The sequence below is a fragment of the Bacillus sp. UMB0728 genome (genome assembly GCF_002858875.1).
GTDB lineage: Bacteria > Bacillota > Bacilli > Bacillales > Cytobacillaceae > Bacillus_AB > Bacillus_AB infantis.
This window is the reverse complement of sequence record NZ_PKLA01000006.1, coordinates 207,512-230,594: the sequence shown is the minus strand read 5'-3', so window position 1 is coordinate 230,594 and position 23,083 is coordinate 207,512. Positions and strand designations below refer to the sequence as shown.

18 protein-coding genes are annotated in these 23,083 nt (G+C 46.8%); 15 read left to right on the top strand and 3 right to left on the bottom strand.

Annotation, left to right across the window (positions count from 1 at the left end):
• Nucleotides 1-2 precede the first annotated feature (2 nt).
• From CYJ37_RS22690 to CYJ37_RS22660, 7 genes are all read left to right on the top strand, one after another.
• The gene (locus CYJ37_RS22690; RefSeq protein ID WP_180827421.1) at nucleotides 3-1,535 is read left to right on the top strand and encodes a response regulator transcription factor; all 1,533 of its coding nucleotides are present in this window, start codon (nucleotides 3-5) and stop codon (nucleotides 1,533-1,535) included.
• 13 nt (nucleotides 1,536-1,548) lie between these two features.
• Entirely contained in the window at nucleotides 1,549-3,294 is a 1,746-nt protein-coding gene (locus CYJ37_RS22685; protein ID WP_248138479.1) for a cache domain-containing sensor histidine kinase, read from the top strand.
• Between the two features lie 167 nt (nucleotides 3,295-3,461).
• Entirely contained in the window at nucleotides 3,462-4,751 is a 1,290-nt protein-coding gene (locus tag CYJ37_RS22680; protein ID WP_101552038.1) for an ABC transporter substrate-binding protein, read from the top strand.
• A 124-nt stretch (nucleotides 4,752-4,875) separates the two neighbouring features.
• Nucleotides 4,876-5,826 carry a carbohydrate ABC transporter permease gene (locus CYJ37_RS22675; protein WP_374703166.1) on the top strand — a complete coding sequence of 317 codons (951 nt, stop codon included), beginning with the start codon at nucleotides 4,876-4,878 and terminating at the stop codon, nucleotides 5,824-5,826.
• Nucleotides 5,819-6,643 (top strand): carbohydrate ABC transporter permease, encoded by an 825-nt coding sequence (locus CYJ37_RS22670; RefSeq protein WP_022543283.1) that lies wholly within the window; start codon nucleotides 5,819-5,821, stop codon nucleotides 6,641-6,643. Before CYJ37_RS22675 ends, CYJ37_RS22670 begins: the two co-directional genes overlap by 8 nt.
• Nucleotides 6,644-6,672: 29 nt before the next feature.
• Nucleotides 6,673-9,711 carry a glycoside hydrolase family 2 TIM barrel-domain containing protein gene (locus CYJ37_RS22665; protein ID WP_101552033.1) on the top strand — a complete coding sequence of 1,013 codons (3,039 nt, stop codon included), beginning with the start codon at nucleotides 6,673-6,675 and terminating at the stop codon, nucleotides 9,709-9,711.
• A 24-nt stretch (nucleotides 9,712-9,735) separates the two neighbouring features.
• Nucleotides 9,736-11,952: an alpha-galactosidase gene (locus CYJ37_RS22660; protein ID WP_101552031.1), complete on the top strand. Its 2,217-nt coding sequence runs from the start codon at nucleotides 9,736-9,738 to the stop codon at nucleotides 11,950-11,952.
• A 233-nt stretch (nucleotides 11,953-12,185) separates the two neighbouring features.
• Here the strand turns inward: CYJ37_RS22660 and CYJ37_RS22655 are convergent, their stop codons facing one another.
• Together CYJ37_RS22655 and CYJ37_RS22650 are read right to left on the bottom strand one after the other, a co-directional pair.
• A complete protein-coding gene (locus CYJ37_RS22655) occupies nucleotides 12,186-12,542 on the bottom strand; it encodes a hypothetical protein (RefSeq protein WP_101552029.1) in 357 nt (118 codons plus the stop codon).
• Nucleotides 12,543-12,575: 33 nt separating this feature from the next.
• Complete coding sequence (locus CYJ37_RS22650; protein ID WP_165352694.1) at nucleotides 12,576-13,280, bottom strand: FadR/GntR family transcriptional regulator; 705 nt, start codon at nucleotides 13,278-13,280, stop codon at nucleotides 12,576-12,578.
• A gap of 185 nt (nucleotides 13,281-13,465) precedes the next feature.
• Here CYJ37_RS22650 and CYJ37_RS22645 point away from each other — a divergent pair, with 185 nt between their 5' ends.
• Together CYJ37_RS22645 and CYJ37_RS22640 are read left to right on the top strand one after the other, a co-directional pair.
• On the top strand, nucleotides 13,466-14,839 hold the full coding sequence (locus CYJ37_RS22645; RefSeq protein ID WP_094768016.1) for an FAD-binding oxidoreductase: 1,374 nt from the start codon (nucleotides 13,466-13,468) through the stop codon (nucleotides 14,837-14,839).
• Nucleotides 14,840-14,860: 21 nt separating this feature from the next.
• Nucleotides 14,861-15,844, top strand: coding sequence for a bile acid:sodium symporter family protein (locus CYJ37_RS22640; RefSeq protein ID WP_094768017.1), 984 nt, complete (start codon nucleotides 14,861-14,863; stop codon nucleotides 15,842-15,844).
• Between the two features lie 135 nt (nucleotides 15,845-15,979).
• Here the strand turns inward: CYJ37_RS22640 and htpX are convergent, their stop codons facing one another.
• Nucleotides 15,980-16,858 (bottom strand): protease HtpX, encoded by an 879-nt coding sequence (gene htpX, locus CYJ37_RS22635; RefSeq protein WP_101552025.1) that lies wholly within the window; start codon nucleotides 16,856-16,858, stop codon nucleotides 15,980-15,982.
• A gap of 248 nt (nucleotides 16,859-17,106) precedes the next feature.
• Between htpX and CYJ37_RS22630 the strand changes: the two genes are divergently transcribed.
• From CYJ37_RS22630 to CYJ37_RS22605, 6 genes are all read left to right on the top strand, one after another.
• Nucleotides 17,107-17,847, top strand: a complete 741-nt coding sequence (locus tag CYJ37_RS22630) for a DUF1836 domain-containing protein (RefSeq protein WP_022543288.1) — start codon at nucleotides 17,107-17,109, stop codon at nucleotides 17,845-17,847.
• 121 nt (nucleotides 17,848-17,968) lie between these two features.
• Nucleotides 17,969-19,483 carry an MDR family MFS transporter gene (locus tag CYJ37_RS22625; RefSeq protein ID WP_101552022.1) on the top strand — a complete coding sequence of 505 codons (1,515 nt, stop codon included), beginning with the start codon at nucleotides 17,969-17,971 and terminating at the stop codon, nucleotides 19,481-19,483.
• A 146-nt stretch (nucleotides 19,484-19,629) separates the two neighbouring features.
• On the top strand, nucleotides 19,630-20,196 hold the full coding sequence (locus CYJ37_RS22620; RefSeq protein WP_009792451.1) for an RNA polymerase sigma factor: 567 nt from the start codon (nucleotides 19,630-19,632) through the stop codon (nucleotides 20,194-20,196).
• Complete coding sequence (locus tag CYJ37_RS22615) at nucleotides 20,183-20,953, top strand: hypothetical protein (protein WP_009792450.1); 771 nt, start codon at nucleotides 20,183-20,185, stop codon at nucleotides 20,951-20,953. Before CYJ37_RS22620 ends, CYJ37_RS22615 begins: the two co-directional genes overlap by 14 nt.
• Nucleotides 20,947-21,825: an ABC transporter ATP-binding protein gene (locus CYJ37_RS22610; protein ID WP_009792449.1), complete on the top strand. Its 879-nt coding sequence runs from the start codon at nucleotides 20,947-20,949 to the stop codon at nucleotides 21,823-21,825. The genes CYJ37_RS22615 and CYJ37_RS22610 overlap by 7 nt, the downstream gene beginning before the upstream one ends.
• Nucleotides 21,822-23,078: a hypothetical protein gene (locus CYJ37_RS22605; protein ID WP_009792448.1), complete on the top strand. Its 1,257-nt coding sequence runs from the start codon at nucleotides 21,822-21,824 to the stop codon at nucleotides 23,076-23,078. Before CYJ37_RS22610 ends, CYJ37_RS22605 begins: the two co-directional genes overlap by 4 nt.
• Nucleotides 23,079-23,083 lie beyond the last annotated feature (5 nt).

Here is a 23,083-nt window from a genome sequence, read left to right as displayed (position 1 = left end):
TTATGCCAAAGGAAGAGCTGTGCAGAGTGCTGATTGTAGATGATGAGGTTTTAATCAGGCAGGGAATTAAGCATTATATGGATTATGAGCAGGCTGGATTCAGGATTGCGGGAGAGGCATCGAATGGGCAGGAGGCACTGGACATGATTGAGGCGTTGCGGCCGCATATCATTCTGACAGACATTGTCATGCCAATTATGGATGGAGAAGAACTCACAAGGATTGTGACTGAACGTTATCCTGATATAAAGATTGTTGTATTGAGCAGCTATGGGGAGTTCGACTATGTCAGAGCAGCTTTCCAGAACGGGGCGGTTGACTATATATTAAAACCGAAGCTTGATGCGGAAGGGCTGCTGAAAGTACTCCAGGCAGCTGCCAGCAAGATTCCCTCCCTCCTGCAAACCGGGGGAAACAGCAGCCATTCAATAGAATCAGTGATAGAAAAGCTGGCTGCAGGCTATGAAGCGGTTATGGACCAGTCAGCTATAGAAGAAAGTTTTCCCTTTGGAACTTTTTATCTTCTTGGCATTGAGGCAAAACGTGCAGCAAGTACTGCCGCAGAGCTTGTCCATCAAGTTAAAGCAGGGATCAGTCAAAAGGCGCCTAAAGCCGCTGCAATTCCCTTTTTTACAGACGAAAGCATTGCAGGGATATTGATCAATATAGAAAAAGAAGAGGAAGCCCGGCTTTTCCTTGTGATTGAGGAAGCTGCAGCACGTGCAGATACGGCTGCAGTGGCGCTCAGCCGTAAATTTGAAGGCTTATCCGATCTCGGTGCTGTGTGGAAGGACAGCATACTGAATCTGCTTCCCTATTCCTTTTATTTTCCTGAAAAAGGGGTCTTAAAGGAAGAAGATCTGCCTGCAGCTTCTTCAGAGAGGAATGAGTTCAGCCTGGAACGGTTTACAGAGGAATTCAAAAACGGAAATGTTCATTCTGCACTGGCCTATCTGAGTGAGCATACCTCTTCCCTGGCGAAGGACAGTTCTATTGCGCCTTTTGAATTTAAAGCATTTTTAGGGAATGCGATTTTTAATATTACGGTCATTCTGGGAAATATGACTGTTGAAGCGGATGCGATCCAAATGAAAAAATATGAATACTTTAAGGCTGTTGAAGATGCAGGGACTGCCTCAGAGGCACTTGATGTTCTGGCACGTTTTATAAAAGAGGTGGATGAATTACTGATTCCTGCTGACAACCAAAACGGGATTACCATAAAAAAAATTATTGAATACATGAAAGAACACTATGCCGAGCCTATTACACTGACAGAAGCAGCCAGACACTTTCATTTTAATCCGTCCTATTTATCCAGCTACTTTTCGGCCCATAACGAGGGAAGCTTTATTGAGCAGCTGAACAAAATCAGGATTGAGGAGGCCTCTAAGCTATTGCTGAAGGGGGAGGCCACGATATCGGAAATCAGCGGGCTGGTCGGATTTTCAGATCACAGCTATTTCTGCAGGGTGTTCAAGAAAAGGACGGGGCTGCCGCCAAGCCAGTATAAACGAAAATATTTTACAAGATAAGAGATGAGCGACTATGAGACTTAACGGATTATTTATGAAGCAGTTCCTTTTCACAGTGTTTATTATTATATCGGTTGCCGCTGTGCTGACTGTCACAATCGTCAGGATGTCAGAGCAGTTTTTTATCGACAGGTTCAGCATAACCAACTCAAAGGTAATGAATCAGGTGAAGGACAGCTTTGAATCCTTCCATTACTCTATCGTGACAGCTTCCAATAATGTTCTGCAAAATGGGACTGTCAAACGGATACTGACAGATGAAGAAACAGAATATGAGCAGATGGTTTCATATTTTAATATGTACCAGCAGATGAACAGGATCAAATCCTATCTTGACGCCTATGAAATTGGCATTGTCGTGACAGGCAAGAATGGAATAGACTATGCGACCGACCGTCCTTATTGGCCCATAACCGATGAGGAGCTTAGAAGGAGTGCCATCCGGAAAAACACCCTCCGGAATCCCAAGAGGCTTTTGTATCAGTATGACTATAGGCCGGGGAAGGATATTGAGTCGGATGACAGGAATTTCATCGTCGCCACGAGAGCCATCAGGGAGCCGATTTCGGGGAGGGATTATGGTGAGATGTATTTTGCCATCCAGGAAAAAGAATTCAAAAAGTTTTATGCCAGTTATACCAGTCCTGGAAATCATGTCTTCATTACCAATAATTCGGGTGTGATACTTTCCAGCAGCCGGCCGGACCTGATTGGCCGGACGTCAACTGATCTGCGCCGCTATACGGAGGAATTGAAAGGACCTGAGCCTTATAAAGTGGGGAATTTCATGGGAAAGGATCACATCATCCTCATGGAATATCTGCCTTCCTTTGATTTGTATCTATTCAATGTCATAGATAAGGAAGTAGCGTTCGGAGATTTGATTGATAAAAGCGATATCGCGCAAATTGTCATTTTAATTGTAATTGCCGTCCTGTTTATCGTGTTTTTTGCTTCACGCCGGCTTACAAATTCTCTTTCCACTTTAGCACGGCAAATCTCAGGGGCTGCGAAGCATGACTTTGTCCAGTATGTGACTGTGGGAGGGACCTATGAAACAAAGAAAATCGCCTATGCATTCAACAGTATGCTGGACGAGCTGCATGATTATGTCGAGGAACTGATGCAGACACAGAAGGAAAAGCGCAATGCCGAGCTGGCAGCCCTTCAGCAGCAGATCAATCCGCACTTCTTATATAATACGCTCACATCAATCCGTTTTATGGTTCAGCAGGGCGGCAGGCAGGAGGCGGAAAACACCATCATGGCGCTGATATCACTGCTTCAAAACACAATCGGCTCTCCGAGTGAAACCGTGACGGTTAAGCAGGAGCTCGATAATCTTAAAAATTATGCTTTTATTAATCAAAAGCGTTATGGAGACCGAATTAAGACCAATTATTTTGTTTCACCGGACTGCCTGAATGAGCCTATTCCAAATCTGATCCTTCAGCCTTTTATGGAAAATGCCTTTTTCCATGCGTTCAATCGGAAGGATGGAGGCTATATCAATGTACTGATCTGGAAGGAGAACAGCAGGCTGATTTGCGAGGTAGTGGATAATGGTGACGGAATGGAGATTGAGGAAGATAAGCAAATGCCTGCTAAAAGCAAGCAGCAGCTTTTCACCGGCATTGGCGTGAGAAATGTGCATGATAGACTGCAGCTCATTTATGGAGACGATGCGGGTGTATCCATCTCCAGTAAGGCGGGAGACGGGACAACCATCCGGCTCACCATACCGCTCCCACAAGCTTAAAATCGTCCAAATTTCTAAAGAAAGTCCAAAGAACAACCGGTGAAAACGCATTCATGAGACAAAGATATTACAAATGTAAAAAAAAATCCTCCTAATACTCCCTCCTTTTAAGATGCTACGATAAAGACAGAAAGATAACGCTTACAAAAATAGATGGAGGGGAATCAATGAAAAAGCTGCTGGCCTTTTTATTAATTGCGGTATTGATGCTGTCTGCCTGTTCTTCAGGGTCAGATACTGAAGATGCTTCAGGAGAATCAAAAGATACAAATGAAATAACAGTTTGGGCATGGGATCCAAACTTCAACATCAAAGCTCTCGAACTGGCAAAAGAAGCCTATCAGAAAGAGGATTCTGAGCTTGACGTAAAGATTGTTGAGAATGCACAGGCGGATATCATCCAAAAGCTAAACACAAGCCTGAGCTCAGGGACGGCAAAGGGTCTCCCGAACATCGTCCTGATCGAGGACTATCGGGCGCAAAGCTTCCTGCAGGCATATCCTGATATGTTCTACGAACTGACAGATTCATTCAATGCAGATGATTTCGCACAATACAAGATCGCGCCGACGAGCCTGGATGGCAAGAATTACGGGCTCCCGTTTGATACAGGTGTCACAGGGCTGTATTTCAGAACTGATTACCTTGAGCAGGCAGGCTATACGCCTGAAGATATCCAAAACATTGACTGGGACAAATATATAGAAATCGGTAAAAAGGTTAAAGAAGCTACAGGCAAACATATGCTGACTCAAGACCCGAAAGATCTTGGGCTGATCCGCACCATGATTCAGTCCAGCGGCTCCTGGTATCTGAAGGAAGATGGAAAAACACCTGATTTGGCAGACAATGAAGCATTGAAGGAAGCTTTCAAGACGTACAAGGCAATCCTGGATGCAGACCTTGTTAAACCGGTTTCAGACTGGAGCCAGTTCGTGGCAGGCTTCAACAGCGGAGATGTGGCAACTGTTCCTTCGGGCAACTGGATTACTGCATCCATCAAAGCAGAAGCTGACCAGTCCGGCAAATGGACAGTAGCAGCACAGCCGAAGCAGTCCGGCGTTTCCGGATCAGTAAATGCTTCCAATCTCGGCGGCAGCTCATGGTACGTGCTGAACATCCCTGGAAAAGAGAAAGCTGCAGAATTCCTGGCAAAAACCTTTGGTTCTGATTCAGAGTTTTATCAGACTCTGAATACCGAGATCGGGGCAATCGGCACTTATAAACCAGCTGCTGAAGGAGAGGCATATACATCAGGCGATGACTTCTTCGGCGGCCAGGAGGTTATTTCTGACTTTGCCAAATGGACAGAGCAGATCCCTCAAGTAAACTACGGATTGCACACCTATGCCATTGAAGATATCCTTGCAGTTGAAATGCAGAACTATCTGAAGGGCAAAGATTTGGATAAGGCACTTGAAGACGCACAGGCACAGGCAGAAGCGCAAATTCAATAAAATTAAATAAGAATTAAGCCTCGGGAATTCGCCGGCTACTCCTTTCGGTTTAATGGAGCTAACTGATTATCAGGCGGATGAACGGGGCTTTTTCCTACTAGAACAAGGTTGGGAGCTGATGAATATGATGCCGGCAAAAGCCAGCCAGACAGTTACAGCAGAAAAGCCAGGGCAGGGCCCAGGCACAGCAAGGCCAAATAGAAAATTAAAAATAAAGAATGGTGCAGTGGGATGGTCATTTATCGTCATTGCAGCAGGATTGATTTGCTTGTTTTATTTTTATCCGATGGTACAGGCATTACTTCTTTCGTTTCAGTCAGGGACAGGAGCAAATCTTCAATTCACCGGGATTGATAATTATACCCGGCTTTTGAAGGATCCTACTTTTCTGACGACTCTTAAGAATACTGTGATCTTCTTGATTGTTCAGGTGCCAGTGATGATTATTCTGGCTTTATTCCTTTCTGTATTGCTTAACAACAAAACACTTAAGTGGAAGGGATTATTCCGGACAGCCATCTTTTTACCGTGTGTGACCTCACTGGTAGCCTACTCGGTCATCTTTAAGTACCTTTTCAGCCAGGATGGAATCATCAATATTATGCTGATGAAGCTGGCGCTTATTTCTGAGCCGATTTCCTGGCTCACTGATCCGTTCTGGGCAAAAGTAACGATCATTGTGGCCATCACTTGGCGATGGACGGGTTATAATATGATTTTTTATTTATCGGCTCTTCAAAATGTGGATCAGTCAATCTATGAAGCAGCCAAAATGGACGGGGCCTCATCTTTTCAGCAGTTCTTCAGAATAACGGTGCCCATGCTGAAGCCGATCATTCTCTTTACATCTATTACATCAACAATCGGTACACTGCAGCTGTTTGACGAAGTCATGAATATCACAGCGGGCGGACCGGCAAATGCAACCATGACAATCTCTCAATATATTTATAATCTTTCCTTTAAGTACACACCTGATTTTGGCTATGCTGCAACGGTTTCATATGCCATTGTCATCTTGATTGTCATTTTCTCCATCATTCAGTTTAAAGTGGCAGGTGACAGAAATGAGTAAATCGAATCGTATAATAGGCTACACCGTTCTGATAGTGGCTTCTATCATTTCCATATTCCCATTTCTATGGATGATCGTCAGCTCGACAAACAGGTCAGCAGATGTAACAAAAGGCAGACTTCTTCCGGGCAGCCATTTTATGGATAATGTGACGAATCTCCTGAATACGGTTGATCTCGTTCCAGCCCTGATGAACTCAGCAAAAATCTCGATTTCTACGACTCTGCTGGCGCTTCTGATTGCTTCCCTTGCAGGCTATGGCTTTGAAATCTACCGAAGCCGGGCGAAGGATATTGTTTTCAATATCCTGCTCTTATCAATGATGATTCCGTTTGCTGCTTTAATGGTGCCTTTATTCCGCATGTTCGGAACCATATCGCAGACCATGCCGATGATCGGGATCGACACTCTCACGGCAGCCGTCCTGCCGACGATTACTACCGCTTTCCTGATTTTCTTCTTCAGGCAGAGCACAAAAATGTTTCCGCGCGACATACTCGAAGCCGGGCGGATCGATGGTCTTTCTGAGCTGGGCATCTTTTTCCGCATTTATGTGCCAACCATGAAAACGACTTATGCTGCAGCTGCAATCATCACCTTCATGGCAAGCTGGAACAGCTATCTATGGCCCCTGGTTGTCCTGCAGTCACCGGAAAACCAGACAATTCCGCTTTTGATATCCAACTTAGGTTCAAGCTATTCACCTGACTATGGTGTGATCATGACAGCTATTGTCATTGCGACCCTCCCGTCTGCACTGATTTTCTTCATTATGCAGAAGCACTTCGTGGCAGGGATGATGGGATCGGTTAAATAAACTTTTTATAAAAAGGAAGTGCAGGAAAAATGTCTTCAACTCCATCTTTAAATTGGCTATCGGATGTCAGTGTGTTTGCAGTGAACCGCCTCCCCGCACACTCAGACCATAAATACTATAAAACACTGGAAGAAGCCAGGGCGGGTGCTTCCATGAGCATGCGACACAGCCTGAATGGCAGCTGGAAATTTAATTATTCGGTGAACCCCGATATGAGGCCTGCCGAATTTTACAAGGAAAAATTTTCGTGTGATGGCTGGGATTTCATCAATGTCCCCGGACACATCCAGCTGCAGGGCTACGGCAAACCCCAATATGCGAATACGATGTATCCATGGGACGGCCTTGCTGATATCCGCCCGCCTGAGATTCCGCAGGACGTTAATCCTGTCGGAAGTTATGTAAAAGAATTTACGGTGCCTGAATCTATGGAAGGCAAGCCTCTTTATATTTCATTCCAGGGAGTGGAGTCCGCTTTTTATGTGTGGCTGAACGGAGAATTCGTCGGCTACAGCGAGGACAGCTTTACTCCTGCTGAGTTTGAGCTGACACCATACCTTAAGGATGGTGATAACAAGTTGGCTGTAGAAGTATACCAGCGCAGTACAGGAAGCTGGCTGGAGGATCAGGATTTCTGGCGCTTCTCCGGGATATTCCGGGATGTGTATCTGTATACGGTGCCCGGCACTCACATCAATGACCTTGATGTCAGGACAGAGCTTGATGATCATTTCACCAGCGGTACGCTGAAGGGAAGATTGGAACTGCTGAAGGGCAGTGATGTTCCGTCACGGATTGCAGCAGATTTATATGACGACCTTGGGAACCGTGTTTCCTCAGGAGAGGCAGTTGAAAGCGGCGGGAGCTGGGAATTCACTCTCGGGCTCGACTCTCCTGCATTATGGAGTGCGGAGCAGCCTAACCTGTATAAGCTTTATCTTACGGTATATGGAGAAAACGGAAGCATAGAAGAAGTTATACCGGAAAGGGTTGGGTTCAGAAGGTTTGAAATGAAGGATAAAATCATGACCCTGAACGGACAGCGGATTGTCTTTAAGGGCGTCAACCGGCATGAATTCAATTGCCGGACGGGGAGGGCAATCACCAGGGAAGATATGCTCTGGGATATAAAGACACTCAAGCAGCATAACATCAACGCTGTGCGCACCTCTCATTATCCGAACCAGAGCCTGTGGTATGAGCTTTGTGATGAATACGGGATTTACGTGATTGATGAAATGAATCTTGAAACACATGGATCATGGCAGAAGATGGGCAAAGTCGAGCCTTCCTGGAATATACCGGGGAATCTGCCGGAATGGCAGGATATCGTCATGGACCGGGCAATTTCCATGTATGAGCGGGATAAGAACCATCCATCCATCCTGATCTGGTCCTGCGGCAATGAATCATATGCCGGCGATGTGATCCTGAACGTCTCAAAATACTTCAAGGAAAAAGATCCCGGCAGGCTCGTTCATTATGAAGGGGTATTCTATGACCGGAATTACAGCGAAACGAGTGACATGGAAAGCCGGATGTATGCCAAGCCGACCGATATTGAAAAATACTTAACCGAAGATCCCGAAAAGCCATACATCAGCTGTGAATATATGCATGCGATGGGCAACTCGCTTGGAGGCATGTACAAATATACTGATCTGGAAAACAAATACCCGATGTACCAGGGCGGCTTTATTTGGGATTATATTGATCAGTCACTGGTGAAAAAAGACCGTTTCGGCAAAGAATTCCTTGCCTATGGGGGGGACTTTGACGACAGGCCGACCGATTATGGCTTCTGCACGAACGGCATTGTATATGCCAACCGGGAGCTGTCCCCGAAAATGCAGGAAGTGAAATTCCTGTATCAGGACTTCAAGCTGGAAGTAGAATGGGCCGGTGCCAGGATTAAGAATGAAAGCTTGTTTACTAATCTGGAACAGTATGATCTGCAGTATACACTGCAGCATGAGGGAAATGAGATTTTTAAAGGATTTTCGTCCTTGTCTGTAAATCCAGGTGAAGAAGGATATGCAGCCTTCGAATGGCCTGAAGCTATCAGAGAGAAGGCTGGTGAGTACTGCATTACAGCTTCGCTTATCCTTAGAGAGCCGGAGCAATGGGCTGAGCAGGGGCATGAAGCTGCATTCGGCCAATATATTTTCGAGGTGGAAGGTGAGCAAAAAGCTGAAGCAGTGTCTGGGAAACTAAGGATTGTAGAAGGAGACGTAAATATCGGTGTCCATGGAAGCGATTTTTCCATCATATTCTCTAAGCAGGCTGGAACACTTGTCTCGCTCAAATATGCCGGAAAAGAAATGATTTCGTATCCGGTCTTCCCGCTGTTCTGGAGAGCAACTACAGACAATGACAGGGGATTTGCACAGGGATTCACATCAGGGGCATGGTATGCGGCGAGCCTGGCAAGGCAGTGTACAGCGGTGGAAGTAAAGGAAGAAGAAGCGGGCTCTGCCGAAATTGCGTTCAGCTATCAATTTTCCATCAGCGAAAAGATGAGCGTAAAGGTTCATTACACAGTACGCGAGAATGGTTCCCTGCATGTAAGATCCGTATACAATGGTGCAGATAACCTACCGCAAATGCCGACATTCGCCCTTTCCTTCAAGGTGCCGGCTGAATATGAAAAGCTTGACTGGTATGCCCTTGGGCCGGAGGAGAATTATGATGACCGCAGCCGTGGGGCCAGGCTTGGAAGATTCCAGAACACAGTGAAAGATAATGTCTCCGGCTATGTGATGCCGCAGGAGTCCGGAAACCGTACCGGCGTCCGCTCAGTGGACATAACCAATCAGAATGGTTCAGGCATCAGGATCTCAGCAGAAGGGGAGCCGGTGGAGTGTACAGTCTCTCCATACATGGCATTCGAATTGGAGCATGCAAACCATCACTATGAACTGCCTGATATCCATTACACAGTGGTGACGGTTGCCGGCCGCCAGATGGGTGTGGGCGGCGATGACAGCTGGGGGGCTCCTGTCCACAGCGAACATACAATCCAGCCGGAGAAAGACATGGTATTCGAGTTTGTCATTGAACGGGTGTAAGAATTTTTTGAAGCAGGTGATCCTATGCTAATACATGCAAACAGTGAGACAAGACAGTTCCATCTGACAAATGGGCAGGTCAGCTATATTTTTCACGTCATGAAAAATGGCCAGCTTGGCCATCTTTATTACGGAAAGGCACTCCGCCACCGGGAGGATTTTTCCCATTTACAGATTTATGATGTACCGACCGCAGCAAGCTGCCACCCTTATGCAGATGATCCTGCCTTTTCCCTTGAGACATTGCGCCAGGAATATCCTGTCTATGGCAGCTCAGATTTCAGGGAACCTGCCATTTTGGTAAAACGAAATGGATTGAATCATATTCCTGACTTTCAGTTTGAACGTTTTAAGATAATGGAAGGGAAGCCCCTGCTAAAGGGGCTTCCGGCCACCTATACGGAAGAGAATGGGGAAGCGGCTACGCTCCAGATCTTTTTAAGGGATGAAAAACTTCAGGCAGAGCTTTTGCTGAATTACACCATTTTCAAGAATCATCCTGCGATCACAAGAAGCGTCCTCCTTAAAAATGAAGGAGAAGAGTCTCTTGAAATAGACCGTTTAATGAGTGCGTCCATTGATTTACCTGATAGTAACTTTCGCTTTCTTCATCTGGCAGGTACCTGGTCAAGGGAGCGGCATGTGAAGGAAAGAAAGCTCCAGGCAGGAATTCAGTCCATTTCAAGCATAAGAGGTGCAAGCTCTCACCATCATAATCCGTTTGCCGCATTGGCGAGGCCTGATGCGACAGAGCATAACGGTGAGGTCTATGGCTTAAACTTTGTTTACAGCAGCAATTTCATCATTCAGGCTGAGGTGGACCATTATGAAGCGGTAAGGCTTACAGCTGGCATCCATCCTTTCGGGTTTCACTGGTCTCTGGGGGAAAAGGAGTCATTCCAGAGCCCGGAAGCAGTGATGATATACTCTGACAGCGGGCTGAACGGGATGAGCCAGGCCTTCCATAATCTTTACCGGAAACATCTGATTCCTGCACAATGGCGCAAAAAGGAAAGGCCGATTCTGATTAATAACTGGGAAGCCACCTACTTTGATTTTAACGAAGAAAAGCTGGTGAATATCGCAAAGTCTGCTGCAGAGCTGGGAATCGAGCTGTTTGTCCTGGATGATGGCTGGTTTTGCAAGCGCAATGATGACACAACCTCGCTGGGAGACTGGGAAACAGACGAAAGCAAGCTCCCGAATGGATTGGAGAAGCTCGCAGAAAAAATAAAGGAAACCGGAATGAAATTCGGCCTTTGGTTCGAACCGGAGATGATCAGCCCGAAAAGCAGGCTGTATGAAAAGCATCCCGACTGGGCGGTCGGCCAAACCCTGGGGAGGAATCAGCTGGTGCTGGACTTCTCACGGGAAGAGATCGTCGAGTATTTATATGAGAAAATGTCAGGCATCATTAAAATGACAGGATTGTCCTACATAAAATGGGACATGAACCGGAATATCACGGAAGCCTTTTCAGCGAATCTTCCGGCTGGGCAGCAGGGTGAGTTCTTCCATCGTTATATTCTTGGAGTGTACCGCTTGTATGAAAAGCTGACATCAGAATTTCCGGAGGTATTATTTGAATCGTGTGCAGGCGGGGGAGGCAGGTTCGATCCAGGAATGCTGTATTACGCCCCGCAGGCGTGGGCCAGCGATGATACAGATGCAGTCGAAAGATTGAAGATCCAATATGGGACCTCCTTTGCCTATCCTCTGTACAGCATCGGGTCACATGTGTCTGCCGTGCCGAACCACCAGACTTTAAGAGAGACTCCGCTGTCTACCCGGGCCAATACAGCCTATTTTGGAACATTTGGTTATGAATTGAATCCTCTTAGTCTATCAGATGAAGAGCGCAGCCGGATTTCAGAGCAGGTTTCTTTTTATAAACAGCATCGGCGCCTGATAAGGGACGGGCATTTCTGCAGATTATTGAGTCCTTTTGAAGGAAACGAAACAGCCTGGCTGACAGTGAATGAGGACAAAACGGAGGCGCTGGTTGGCTGGTATAAGGTACTGGCAATGGCGAATCCGCCGAAACAGCAAACGCTGAAGCTTTCAGGACTGGATCCTTCTATTATGTACCAGGTATCAGGAAGCAGCAGAAGCTATTACGGAGATGAGCTGATGCAGACCGGGCTGCAGCTTCCCGTTGAATTTAACGGCGTTAATGGAAAGACGGCCGAGCGCGGCGGGGATTTTCAGTCTTATGTGTTCCATTTAAGAGCAGTGGATTAAAAGGAAGGGCGGGAGAACCGCCCTTTTTCCTTTGAAGACTATTAAACTGCTGATTCTTCAATCTCCCTGCCTTTAACAACCTCTCGAATAGAAAGCGGACAAGACGCCCCATAACGAGAAGCTGCAGGGGGAGCGCAAAGATAAAGTTCTTAAAAGCAATTGATCCGTAGCTTTGCACCCATGAGTCCAAGCTTCAGAACCAAAATGCATATGCCCCAAGTGCTGAAGCCTCTTTAATCAAACGTTTGATTAAGAAGAAATCTCCTTACTTTTCCTGTGATGACACCTCTTTTGAAAAAGAAAAGGAACCACCACAGCATCAAATATAAATAACCTGCCAGCGAAAATAAGGTCCAGCCGATGCCCTGCTGCAGCTGGCCGATAAAGTATTCCATTTCATTTATTCCGGGTCCTCTTTCAGTGCTGGCAGCCATGCTGGCAATAGGTACACTCAGTACAAAGAAAATCAAAATGACAGATGGAATCTTCAGCTGTTCTTTCATAATACAATAGACAGCGGCAACCATCGAGCTAAACAGAATAGAATAATAAATGGCCCAAAACCAGCCGGGCATAGTCTCCCAATACATAATGATCCTCCTGATTTCAGCCTTATAAAAAGCTCACTGTACCTGCTGCCTATCTATCATTCCTAAAGAAAGCTCTCTCCTGATTAGGGAGATATGCTTTTCCATGGAGAGCCTTGCTTCTTGGACCTGGCCTGAAGCGATGGCCAGAAAGATTTCTTTATGCTCTTCAATGGTATCCTGCCTTCTCGATGGATCGAGGAGCCTTTCCTTCCTAGTAGCACGGATGGTGTCATTCATATGTCCGCTTACCGTTTCAAACAGTTTGGCAAAGATGGAATTGCGGGCGGCATTGACAATGGCGAAATGAAAGTCGACATCCGCCTTAATCCCCAGCTCTGCATCATCCGTGCTCTCCATCAGGAGAAGGGCCTGTCTGATCGGCTCCAAATCCAGAGAGCCTGCCCTCTGTGCTGCAAGCCCGGCACATTCTACTTCCAAGGCGCGCCTGAGCTCGAGCATCTCATAGACAAGCTTGGTTTTTTCATTTTCGATGGTAAAAGAGACGCTCTCCGGCCGGGAATTCGGACGGGCTTTCAGATAGCTCCCGCTGCCCTGCCTGATTTCGAGCACCCCCTGTGCTTCGAGCTGCCTTAAGGCTTCTCTGACAGATGTGCGGCTCGCCTTAAAGCGGGATGCCAGTTCCCTTTCAGTCGGAAGCCTGTCCCCGGGCTGGAAGGCACCGGAAAAAAGTATATTCTGGAGGTGATCTATTATAGTTTCATAGGCCTTTTTTTTCATATTTTTCACTCCCTAAAAATGACAGGTAAAGCGATTTCATCATACAGAAAATCCAGGGAAAGCTCAATACTTTGAAAGAAGTTATTGATTTTTTCAGACAATTTAGTAAAATGGACGAAAAGGTTGGACCAATCTGAATATATAACTAATTGGTATGAACCATTATTCAGCAGGGAGAGAGATGCATGAATACAGTCAGCGCGGAAGCGATAGGAGAACTGCAGAGTATGTTAAGAGAAGGGCAGGTTTCTGTCAATCAAACAGAAAGGGAGCAGCGAAGCCGGGATGAATCCTATCATAAAGAAAGCCTGCCGGATGTCGTCGTCTTTCCGGAATCGACGGAGGATGTCCAAAAAATCATCATAACTGCCAGGCGGCATAAAATGCCGGTTATCCCATTTGGGCGCGGAACCAGCCTGGAAGGACATGTGATCCCCTATAACGGCGGGATAACTGTCGATTTTTCAAAAATGGATAAAGTGCTGGAGGTCAGGGAAAAGGATTTTCTTGTGCGGGTGCAGCCGGGCGTTACCCGGTCCCAGCTTAACAAAGTCCTGAAGAAATATGGTTTGTTTTTCCCGGTTGATCCTGGGGCAGATGCCACTTTAGGCGGGATGGCTGCGACCAATGCAAGCGGGACAACCTCGGTCAGGTATGGAGTGATGCGGGATCAGGTTCGCGATCTTGAAGTGGTGACAGCTGACGGGACCATTATACATACAGGCAATCTGGCGGCCAAATCATCCTCCGGCTATCATTTGAATGGACTGTTTGTCGGATCTGAAGGGACGCTGGGATGCTTTACTGAATTGACCTTGAAGGTGTATGGCATACCGGAAGCCATTCTGGCGGCAAGGGCTTCATTTCCCACCATCACCTCTGCGGTCGAAGCAATCGTCAGCATCCTCCAGGCAGGAATTCCGATAGCCAGGGGAGAGCTAGTTGATGAGGCTTCAATGAAGCAGGTTAATTTATTCAGCGGTACCGGGTATGCTGAAAAGCCGACGCTGTTTCTGGAGTTTCATGGAAACGGGGCCGGGCTGAAGCAGGATGTTGAATTCATGAAGGCGATCGCTGAGGAATGCCAGGCAGAACAAATTGACTTTGAAACTGACAACGCTTCCAGGACGCAGCTCTGGGAGGCGCGCCATAATCTCGCTTATGCTTATATTCACGGGTATCCTGGAAAGAAGATGATGGTAACAGATGTATGCCTGCCTATATCAGAACTGGCCGGAGCTGTGGAACACAGCAAGGTCCACCTCGATGCACTGGGATTGGCCGGGGGCATAGTCGGGCATGTCGGGGACGGGAATTTTCATGTGCTGCTGATGATCAATATGGATGATCCGCTGGAGGTGCAGCAGGCAGAGGAGTTCAATGAACGGATTGTCATGTATGCACTGGAGCGCGGCGGGACCTGTACAGGAGAGCATGGGGTCGGAATCGGCAAGCAGAAGTATCAGGAGAAGGAGCATGGCGCGGCCTATGAGGTGATGAAGAAAATCAAGCGGGCCATTGATCCTGAAGGCCTCCTGAATCCCAATAAACTTGTTTAAAAAGAAAGCGGGGGAAAATTGATGAAGGTTCTTGAAACAATCAGTACAATTGCCGGCAAATATTTTGCCATATGGGTCATCTGCATGGCGATAATTGCTTACCTGCTGCCTGACCCATTCCTTGTGTTCGGCAGCTATATCACCATCCTGCTTGGCGTTGTTATGTTTGGAATGGGGCTGACCTTGAAAGGGACCGACTTTAATCTTATTTTTAAAAATCCGGTGCCTGTTATCATCGGTGTCTGTGCCCAGTTCATCATCATGCCGCTCGGGGCATTTGCAATTGCTTACCTTCTGGATCTGCCTGCAGAGCTTGCAGCCGGCCTGGTCCTGCTTGGGTCTGTACCAGGGGGAACGGCTTCCAATGTGATGGTTTACTTGGCAAAAGGGAATCTGCCTCTTTCCATCGCTATGACTTCGTTTTCAACGCTGCTTGCCCCGCTGGCAACCCCCTTTATCCTGCTGCTGCTGGCAGGCCAGTGGATGCCGGTGGATGCGAAAGCCATGATCCTATCGATTGTTCAGGTCATCATTGTACCGATCGTTCTAGGCCTGCTTATCCGCCGTTTTATGCCGCAGGCTGTAGAAAAAGGCATCACGATCATTCCGCTTATTTCCGTACTTGCCATCATTATTATTGTCGCAGCTGTGGTAGCAGGAAATGTAGCCAACATTGCATCGGCAGGGCTGCTGACCTTTGCAGCTGTAGCGCTTCACAATGGATTGGGGCTTTTATTGGGCTATTTGGCCGCGTCAGCCTTAAGGCTGGATGAAAGCACAAGGAGAGCCATCAGCATTGAGGTCGGCATGCAGAACTCAGGTCTTGGTGTGGCGCTTGCCACGGCCCATTTTGGCCCTCTCGCAGCACTGCCGAGTGTAGCTGGTGCTGTATGGCATAATATATCCGGCCCGATTTTGGCTACCTATTGGTCGAAGAAGCCTGTTTCCGAAAGAGCTGAAGAAGATTACCCCATTAGTGAAGGAAATGCGAAAACAAATGTATAGCAGAATTTGAGATTTAGGAGAAGCACTGCAGCAGCAGTGCTTTTCGTTTTCAGGAAAGAAAGCAGAAGCAAAAAAATGCCGGCCCGCTAAATCCGCCGGGGGAAGGCGGCCTTTAACGGGCCAGCATTTGTGTTATTAGCTGTTCAAACGTCTGATTCTCTCATCCAGATCAGGGTGGGTTGAGAATAGGGAACGCTTGCCTTTGTTATTAATTTTCAAGGTTGATATCGCTGTCTGCTCTTCGCCTTTCATACGGGCAGAGTAGGCTTTCAGCATTTGGAGGGCATGGGTCATTTTATCCCTGCCGGCAAGATCTGCGCCTCCCCGGTCTGCGTGGTATTCGCGATGCCTTGAGTAGGCGAACACGACCAGGCTTCCAAGGATCGAGAATGCGATCTGGAAGATAATCACTGCGATGAAGTGGACAATCGGAGCCATCTCTTCCCTTACAAAACGTGATGCCACCCAGGCAGCAATACGGGCCAGGAAGACGACGAATGTGTTCACTACACCCTGCAGGAGGGTCATGGTCACCATATCGCCATTGGCAATATGGGCAACTTCATGGGCAATAACGCCTTCAATGGCATCATCATCCATTTCCTGAAGCAGACCAGTCGATACTGCAACCAATGAACGCTTTTTGGAAGGTCCGGTCGCAAATGCGTTAACCTCAGGGGAATGATAGATTCCGACCTCCGGCATATGTGTGAGTCCTGCTGCCCTTGAGAGGCGGTGGACTTTTTCAACAATCTGCCTTTCAGAAGGAGATAAAGACCCTTCAGGCTTCAGCACCTGGACATTCATCATCCGCTTTGCCATCCAGCGCGACATTGCCAGGGAGATGAATGATCCGGAGAAACCAATGACAGCACTGAATATCAGCAGGGAAGCAAAATCAATCCCGCCCTGTGCATTCATGTAATTTCCGCCGCCGATCAGTGAAAAAATAATCGAGATGGTCAACAGAACCAGCACATTGGTCAATAAAAAGTAAAATATCCTTTTACCCAATTCTTCTCATCCTTTTTATATAAATTTTAAGGTCATTTGAACTTGTAACTTGACCTTATTTTATATGATTATGCACAAATAAGCAAGTATAAAACATCCTCCCCAAACACTCCGTGCCTGACACCGGAAAAAGACAAATACGCCATTTTTGTCCACATATGGTGCCAGGCACGCGGAAGCACCGTTGACGGTGTCAGGGGAAAGATTTAGGATAGGGTTACAAAGTATCGGTCGGGAGATGAATGAGTATGGAGTTGTTTCAGTTGTCGAGGGCCAGGATGGCGGAGCTTTTATTTGCCCTCAGGGGGGAAGGGGAGAAGAACCCGAAGGCTGTGCTGCAAGAAGCATGGAAATCGGGCCATCTGACCAATATATATGGAAAGAAGCTTGAGATATTTATAGAGACGGATATGCCTGCTGTATTTGAAAAAATTATGAGGCAGACTCCCCCGGTTCCGGGCTTCAGCGTCAATGAAATTGTCTCGCTCGGAAATCAGATCGAGTATACGAATCTTTCCTCCACAGCAGTCCAGAACTGGGTGAAAAGAGAAATGCGCGAACTGGTTGGGACGCCGCAGGCCGGGAAGAAGTATACCATTGACCAGGCGGCCATTCTTTTTATTGTGGAGGATCTGAAGTCGGCTTTGGATTTTGGCTCTATCCGTAAGATACTGACACTTCTTTTTAATAATCCGGAAGATAGGACAGACGATGTGATTGATCCGATCATCTTCTACGCTGGATATGCCGGCATTTTTGAAAAGGTGCATCCGCAGAAGCTGGCTGAAGGCACCGCGCAATTTCAAGTAGAACAGGAGATCCGGAGAGAATCGGCTTCAATAGTGGAAGGATACACGGATTTGACCAGACCTCAAAAAGAGATTGTATCCAATGTGCTGACAACCGCCGCCCTCACTGTGCTGTCAGCCTACTATAAGACACTGACAAGGAAATATGTGAGTGCGACCCTGTTTCTTAACGGAGAATAGGGTACCGCAGTGTATTTCTGTAAGAGTTTGTCGAACGGGCGGAATTGATGTTTGGAAGGATAAAATTTAAAATTGAATAGATATCTTATCTATCCTATTTCAGTTTTAATGGAGGTTTAACGTGGCAGAACAAAAGAATGTAAATCTTGTAGTGGCAGGGCTTCTGCTGGGCATCCTGATGGCAGCGATGGACAACACGATTGTTGCCACAGCGATGGGGACCATTGTGGCAGACCTGGGCGGATTCGAACAGTTTGTCTGGGTTACTTCAGCCTATATGGTCACCGTCATGGCGGGCATGCCGATTTTTGGGAAGCTTTCCGATATGTACGGCCGCAAGCGCTTTTTTATTTTTGGACTGGCTGTATTCCTGATCGGCTCTGCCCTTTGCGGGCTTGCCCAGTCGATGGTCCAGCTCAGCGTTTACCGGGCTATCCAGGGGGTTGGCGGAGGAGCCCTCATGCCGATAGCTTTTACGATTGTATTTGATATTTTTCCGCCTGAAAAACGGGGGAAAATGACCGGCCTTCTCGGGGCTGGGTTCGGGACAGCCAGTGTCCTGGGCCCGCTGCTCGGAGCATTCATTACAGACTGGATCAGCTGGCATTGGGTTTTCTACATAAATGTACCGATCGGGATCGTTTCCGTCTTCCTGATCATCAAGTACTATCATGAATCCAATGACTATCAAAGGCAGAAAATTGACTGGGCCGGTGCTTTCACCCTGGTGGCTGCAGTTGTCAGCCTTATGTTCGGCCTTGAGCTCGGCGGAAAGGAATTCGCCTGGGACTCTTTCCAGATTATCGGACTGTTCGCGGGCTTTGTCTTCTTTTTCATTGCGTTCCTGTGGGTGGAAACGCGGGCGGATGAACCGATCATTTCTTTCTGGATGTTCAAGCGCCGCCTTTTTGCAACTTCCCAGATCCTTGCATTCCTTTACGGCGGCACCTTTGTCGTCCTGGCTGTGTACATCCCGATTTTTGTCCAGGCCGTGTACGGGGGATCAGCCAAAAATGCCGGTCTGATCCTGACGCCGATGATGCTTGGTTCTGTAGCAGGAAGCGCCATCGGGGGGATCTTCCAGACAAAAACCAGCTATCGGAATCTGATGGTCATCTCGGTCATTTCCTTTTTTGCAGGCATGCTTCTGCTTGGCAATATGACACCTGATACAGCCAGATGGGCTTTGACTCTGTTTATGATCCTCACCGGCTTTGGAGTAGGGTTTTCATTTTCGCTGCTTCCGACAGCATCCATCCATAACCTGGATCCGAGATACCGCGGTTCAGCCAACTCAACGAACTCATTCTTGCGTTCGCTTGGCATGACGCTTGGCATTACCATCTTCGGAATCGTCCAGCAGAATGTATTTGCTGACAAACTGCAGAATGCTTTTAAAGGCATGCAGGGCGGCGGGGCAATGCCGATGGGTGACCCGCAGCAGCTGTTCGAACCGGCAGAGCGGGCGAAAATTCCGGCTCCGGTTCTTGATAAAATCATTGCAGGGATGTCAGACAGTATCACCATCATATTTATGCTGGCCCTCATCCCGATCGGCATTGCGGCAGTGACCATTCTCTTTATGGGAAAAGAACGCGTGGAAATCAACAAGAAAATAGAAAAGCCGCAGGAGTAGCGGCAGGTGGCCGGCAGGGGGGAATCCTGCCGGTTGTTTTTTTGCAAAAAAGAAATAAAGTTCAAAACTAATTGCCGCCTTGTTACGAATATATAGATATAAGCTTATGAACCAACAGAATTCTGATAGGAATAGAGTGGTGGGAGATGCATCGGGACTTAAAGCTCATACAAAAGATAATTAAAAAGGGAAACGAAGAGGCAGCGAATGAGCTGGTGTCCCTTTATTATCGCGAAATCTATCATTATGTCTACAAACAGACTCTTGATCAGGAGCAATCCAAGGATTTGACCCAGGAAATTTTCATTAATATGCTGCATGGACTTCATCAGTTTGAAGGAAAGAGGGCCCTTTTCCGCACCTGGCTGTATAAAATAGCAACCTATAAAATTGTCGATTATTACAGGTCAAAGCACTACAAAGCAAGCAGGAGGATGGCGGATATAGAAGATCTTGAAATTGGCAGCCATGAAGATTCTTCTGAGTCTATTCTGCAAAAAGAAGAGATAGAAGCAGTTTTGGCCGTGCTGGATCGAATGGAAGCTTCGTATCAGCAGATATTCCGGATGAAGCTGTTTGGCGAGCAAACCTTTCAGGAAATTGCCTCTTCACTTCAGGTTCCAGAATCAACAGTAAAAACAAAGTATTATCGCAGCCTCAAATTTATCAGAGAGGAAGCTAAAAAGGAGGGATTTACGCATGCAGAAAGATAAAGACTGGCAGATTCCAGAGCTAAAGATTTCAAAAGAGGAAATAACGTCAATTGTCCAAAAGGGCAATGTCAGAAAAGAGTCATTCATTACTTTGATAAGGGGAATGTACAGGAGAATCGGCTTCAGGTTTCTTATGAAGGATTGGCTTGAAATGCTCCTGGCCGCCGGCATGCTGGCAATGCTAATGATTGGAATCACAGCCACAGCCAGTGAAGGAGAGGCAGCTGGCGGGGGAACAAGCTTTTACAGCTTGATCATGATTGTTTCCCCGCTTCTCTATGCCTTCCTCGCCTTCCTGCCATACTTAAAAAGCAGGGCCAGCGGGACGTACGAGCTGGAAATGGTCTGCAAATATAATCTTCACCAGCTGGCAGCTTTCCGGATGCTGATATTCAGTGTCTTCTGTTTTCTTCTTAATAGCATATGGGTGCTGGCTCTTGCTGTACGGTTTGCTGCTGTGGAATTTGTACAGGGCTTATTGATATCAACGGCTTCCCTGCTGATTTTTTCTGTGCTGTTCTTATATGTATTAAGCTTCTTTAAAACGAATATGGCGCGGGCGGCAGCTCTGGTTATTTGGATAGCCGGCAATATTATTCTTGTCATACTGAATAATTCCATATATATGGGCTTGCTCATATCTGTTCCCAGGTACTTATACGGGGCAGTCATCGTTCTGTTTTTCTATTTATATATGAACAAATTGAAGGAACTGCTTATTCATAACAAAAGAAGAGGGGGCTACACACTATGCTGACAGTGAATAGCGTAAGCAAACATTTTGGCAGCCATGCAGTATTGAAAGATGTGCAGCTGGAATTCTCAAACGGGGTATATGGTTTGCTTGCCCCGAATGGCGCAGGGAAAACGACCCTCATCAAGATGCTGACTACTCTTCTGCACCCAGGAAAAGGTGAAATCCTGTACAGCGGGCAGAATATCCTGAGCATGGGCGAGGCTTACCGCGAGTTAATTGGCTATCTGCCCCAGGATTTTGGCTATTACAAAAATTATACTCCCTATCAGTATCTCCAATATCTTGCTGCTTTGAAGGGCATATCTAAGAAGGAAGCGGATGAAAAAATTCCGCATCTCATGACGCTTGTCGCGCTTGAGGGTGCGGTTAAAAAGAAAATGGGGAAGTTTTCAGGAGGGATGATTCAGCGGGTGGGGATTGCCCAGGCGATGCTGAATGATCCGAAGATCCTGATTCTCGATGAACCGACAGCAGGCCTTGACCCAAAAGAACGGGTCAGATTCAGGAACCTCCTGTCTGATTTGGCAAGAGACCGGATTGTCATCCTATCCACTCATATCGTTTCAGATGTTGAGTCGATCGCCAATGAAATTATTATGATAAAGGATGCGAAGGTCCTTTATAAGGATTCAATCGCTAATATCTGCCGAAGGCTGGACGGGAAAGTATTTGAAACAGAAATCGAATTCAGTGAAGCAGCCGATTTTAGAAGAAACTTTTTGTCTCTGTCTGAACGGCAGGAACAGGGCCGGATGAATATCCGTTTTATGGCAGAGGAAAGACAGTCAGCTCACTGGAAACAGGTTCAGCCTGTTCTGGAGGATATTTTTCTCTATGAGTATAGAGATGAAGCAGGCATTACGGCTCAATGAGAGTTCTGCGCTGGGAAATCCGCAAAGCCTTTTTATCGCCTTCGGTCCTTGGTCTTGTTTTTCTGTTCATGGCCTTTAATTTGTATCTTGTGCTCAACAATTCGGTCATAAAAGAAGATTTGAAAAAAACATCAGCATTCGCGGCGGCCTACGGGACAGATATTACTGGCGAGAGCCTGGATGCAATGAAGGATGATTATGACTCCCTGATGAAGCAAGTGAATCTTGCGATAGAAGAGAAAGAATCAAAGACCTACAAGGATATGAATTCTTTTTTCACGGATCATGCCTTCGATCCATTAGAAAACTATACAAAAGAAGAAAGGGAGCTATTTAATGACGCAGGGCTGCTGGAATACTATTATTCAAGCAGTTTATATGCTGATGAAGAATACCGGAAGATAGATCCGGTGGGCATTGCTGAGTACAATATTCAGAAGTATGGATTGACAGGTTCGGCAGCAGAGCTGGTAAGGAGCCAGTATGGAAAGTTTGAGGAGCGGTTCAAGGAAGTCCTGGAAAATGGAGAGCATATGCATCTGTTCCATTCACAGGAGGCCTTCGGTACACACTTGCTTCTGTTTAAAACCATGTTTAAAGCTTTCCTGCTCGAAGGAGTGATTCTTGCGGCCCTGATTACAGGCCATGTCATTAATTTTGAATTTGATCGCGGAACCCACCTGCTGGCATACAGCTCCAGAAGGGGAAGGAGGCTTTGGCAGGATAAATTTTGGGCAGCCCTGACGGCAAATCTAGTACTGTTCACAGTCATGCTGGCAGCCGGGCTCGCTGTCTATTTTGCAGTTTTTCCCTACAGCCAGTTTTGGCAAGTCCCAATGTCGAGCTATTTTAATAAAGGGGAGCATTGGTTCATGACGGTGAGGGAGATGACGTTTTCACAGTATCTTGCTGCAGTTATCGGCCTTTCCTATGTCATGATGATCATCTTCACCCTTATGGCTGCCGTAATTTCTAGATGGATACGAAACAGCTATCTTGTTTTTTTTGCCTTTCTCTTGTTATTCGGCATGCTTTTTGCTGTTCAGAAACTCTTTCCAACCAGTCATGCCAGTTACTTTATCGGCCTTTTCACACCGGTGAATCTGGTGCTGAATTCTTTTGTCTGGTTTATGCACCGCGCCATGCACGTCATTTCAGGATTTGAGCTGGCGGTTTCAGGTGTCTGGCTGATTTTCCTGGCAGCAGCTGTGATGCTGTCCTGCAAGAGCTTTAATAGATGCGACTTAACATGAAGGGG

Coding starts and splice junctions, on each gene's coding strand:
- CYJ37_RS22690 (WP_180827421.1), top strand. CDS start 3: ATGCCAAAGGAAGAGCTGTGCAGAGTGCTGATTGTAGATGATGAGGTT.
- CYJ37_RS22685 (WP_248138479.1), top strand. CDS start 1,549: ATGAGACTTAACGGATTATTTATGAAGCAGTTCCTTTTCACAGTGTTT.
- CYJ37_RS22680 (WP_101552038.1), top strand. CDS start 3,462: ATGAAAAAGCTGCTGGCCTTTTTATTAATTGCGGTATTGATGCTGTCT.
- CYJ37_RS22675 (WP_374703166.1), top strand. CDS start 4,876: ATGATGCCGGCAAAAGCCAGCCAGACAGTTACAGCAGAAAAGCCAGGG.
- CYJ37_RS22670 (WP_022543283.1), top strand. CDS start 5,819: ATGAGTAAATCGAATCGTATAATAGGCTACACCGTTCTGATAGTGGCT.
- CYJ37_RS22665 (WP_101552033.1), top strand. CDS start 6,673: ATGTCTTCAACTCCATCTTTAAATTGGCTATCGGATGTCAGTGTGTTT.
- CYJ37_RS22660 (WP_101552031.1), top strand. CDS start 9,736: ATGCTAATACATGCAAACAGTGAGACAAGACAGTTCCATCTGACAAAT.
- CYJ37_RS22655 (WP_101552029.1), bottom strand. CDS start 12,542: ATGTATTGGGAGACTATGCCCGGCTGGTTTTGGGCCATTTATTATTCT.
- CYJ37_RS22650 (WP_165352694.1), bottom strand. CDS start 13,280: ATGAAAAAAAAGGCCTATGAAACTATAATAGATCACCTCCAGAATATA.
- CYJ37_RS22645 (WP_094768016.1), top strand. CDS start 13,466: ATGAATACAGTCAGCGCGGAAGCGATAGGAGAACTGCAGAGTATGTTA.
- CYJ37_RS22640 (WP_094768017.1), top strand. CDS start 14,861: ATGAAGGTTCTTGAAACAATCAGTACAATTGCCGGCAAATATTTTGCC.
- CYJ37_RS22630 (WP_022543288.1), top strand. CDS start 17,107: ATGGAGTTGTTTCAGTTGTCGAGGGCCAGGATGGCGGAGCTTTTATTT.
- CYJ37_RS22620 (WP_009792451.1), top strand. CDS start 19,630: ATGCATCGGGACTTAAAGCTCATACAAAAGATAATTAAAAAGGGAAAC.
- CYJ37_RS22615 (WP_009792450.1), top strand. CDS start 20,183: ATGCAGAAAGATAAAGACTGGCAGATTCCAGAGCTAAAGATTTCAAAA.
- CYJ37_RS22610 (WP_009792449.1), top strand. CDS start 20,947: ATGCTGACAGTGAATAGCGTAAGCAAACATTTTGGCAGCCATGCAGTA.
- CYJ37_RS22605 (WP_009792448.1), top strand. CDS start 21,822: ATGAGAGTTCTGCGCTGGGAAATCCGCAAAGCCTTTTTATCGCCTTCG.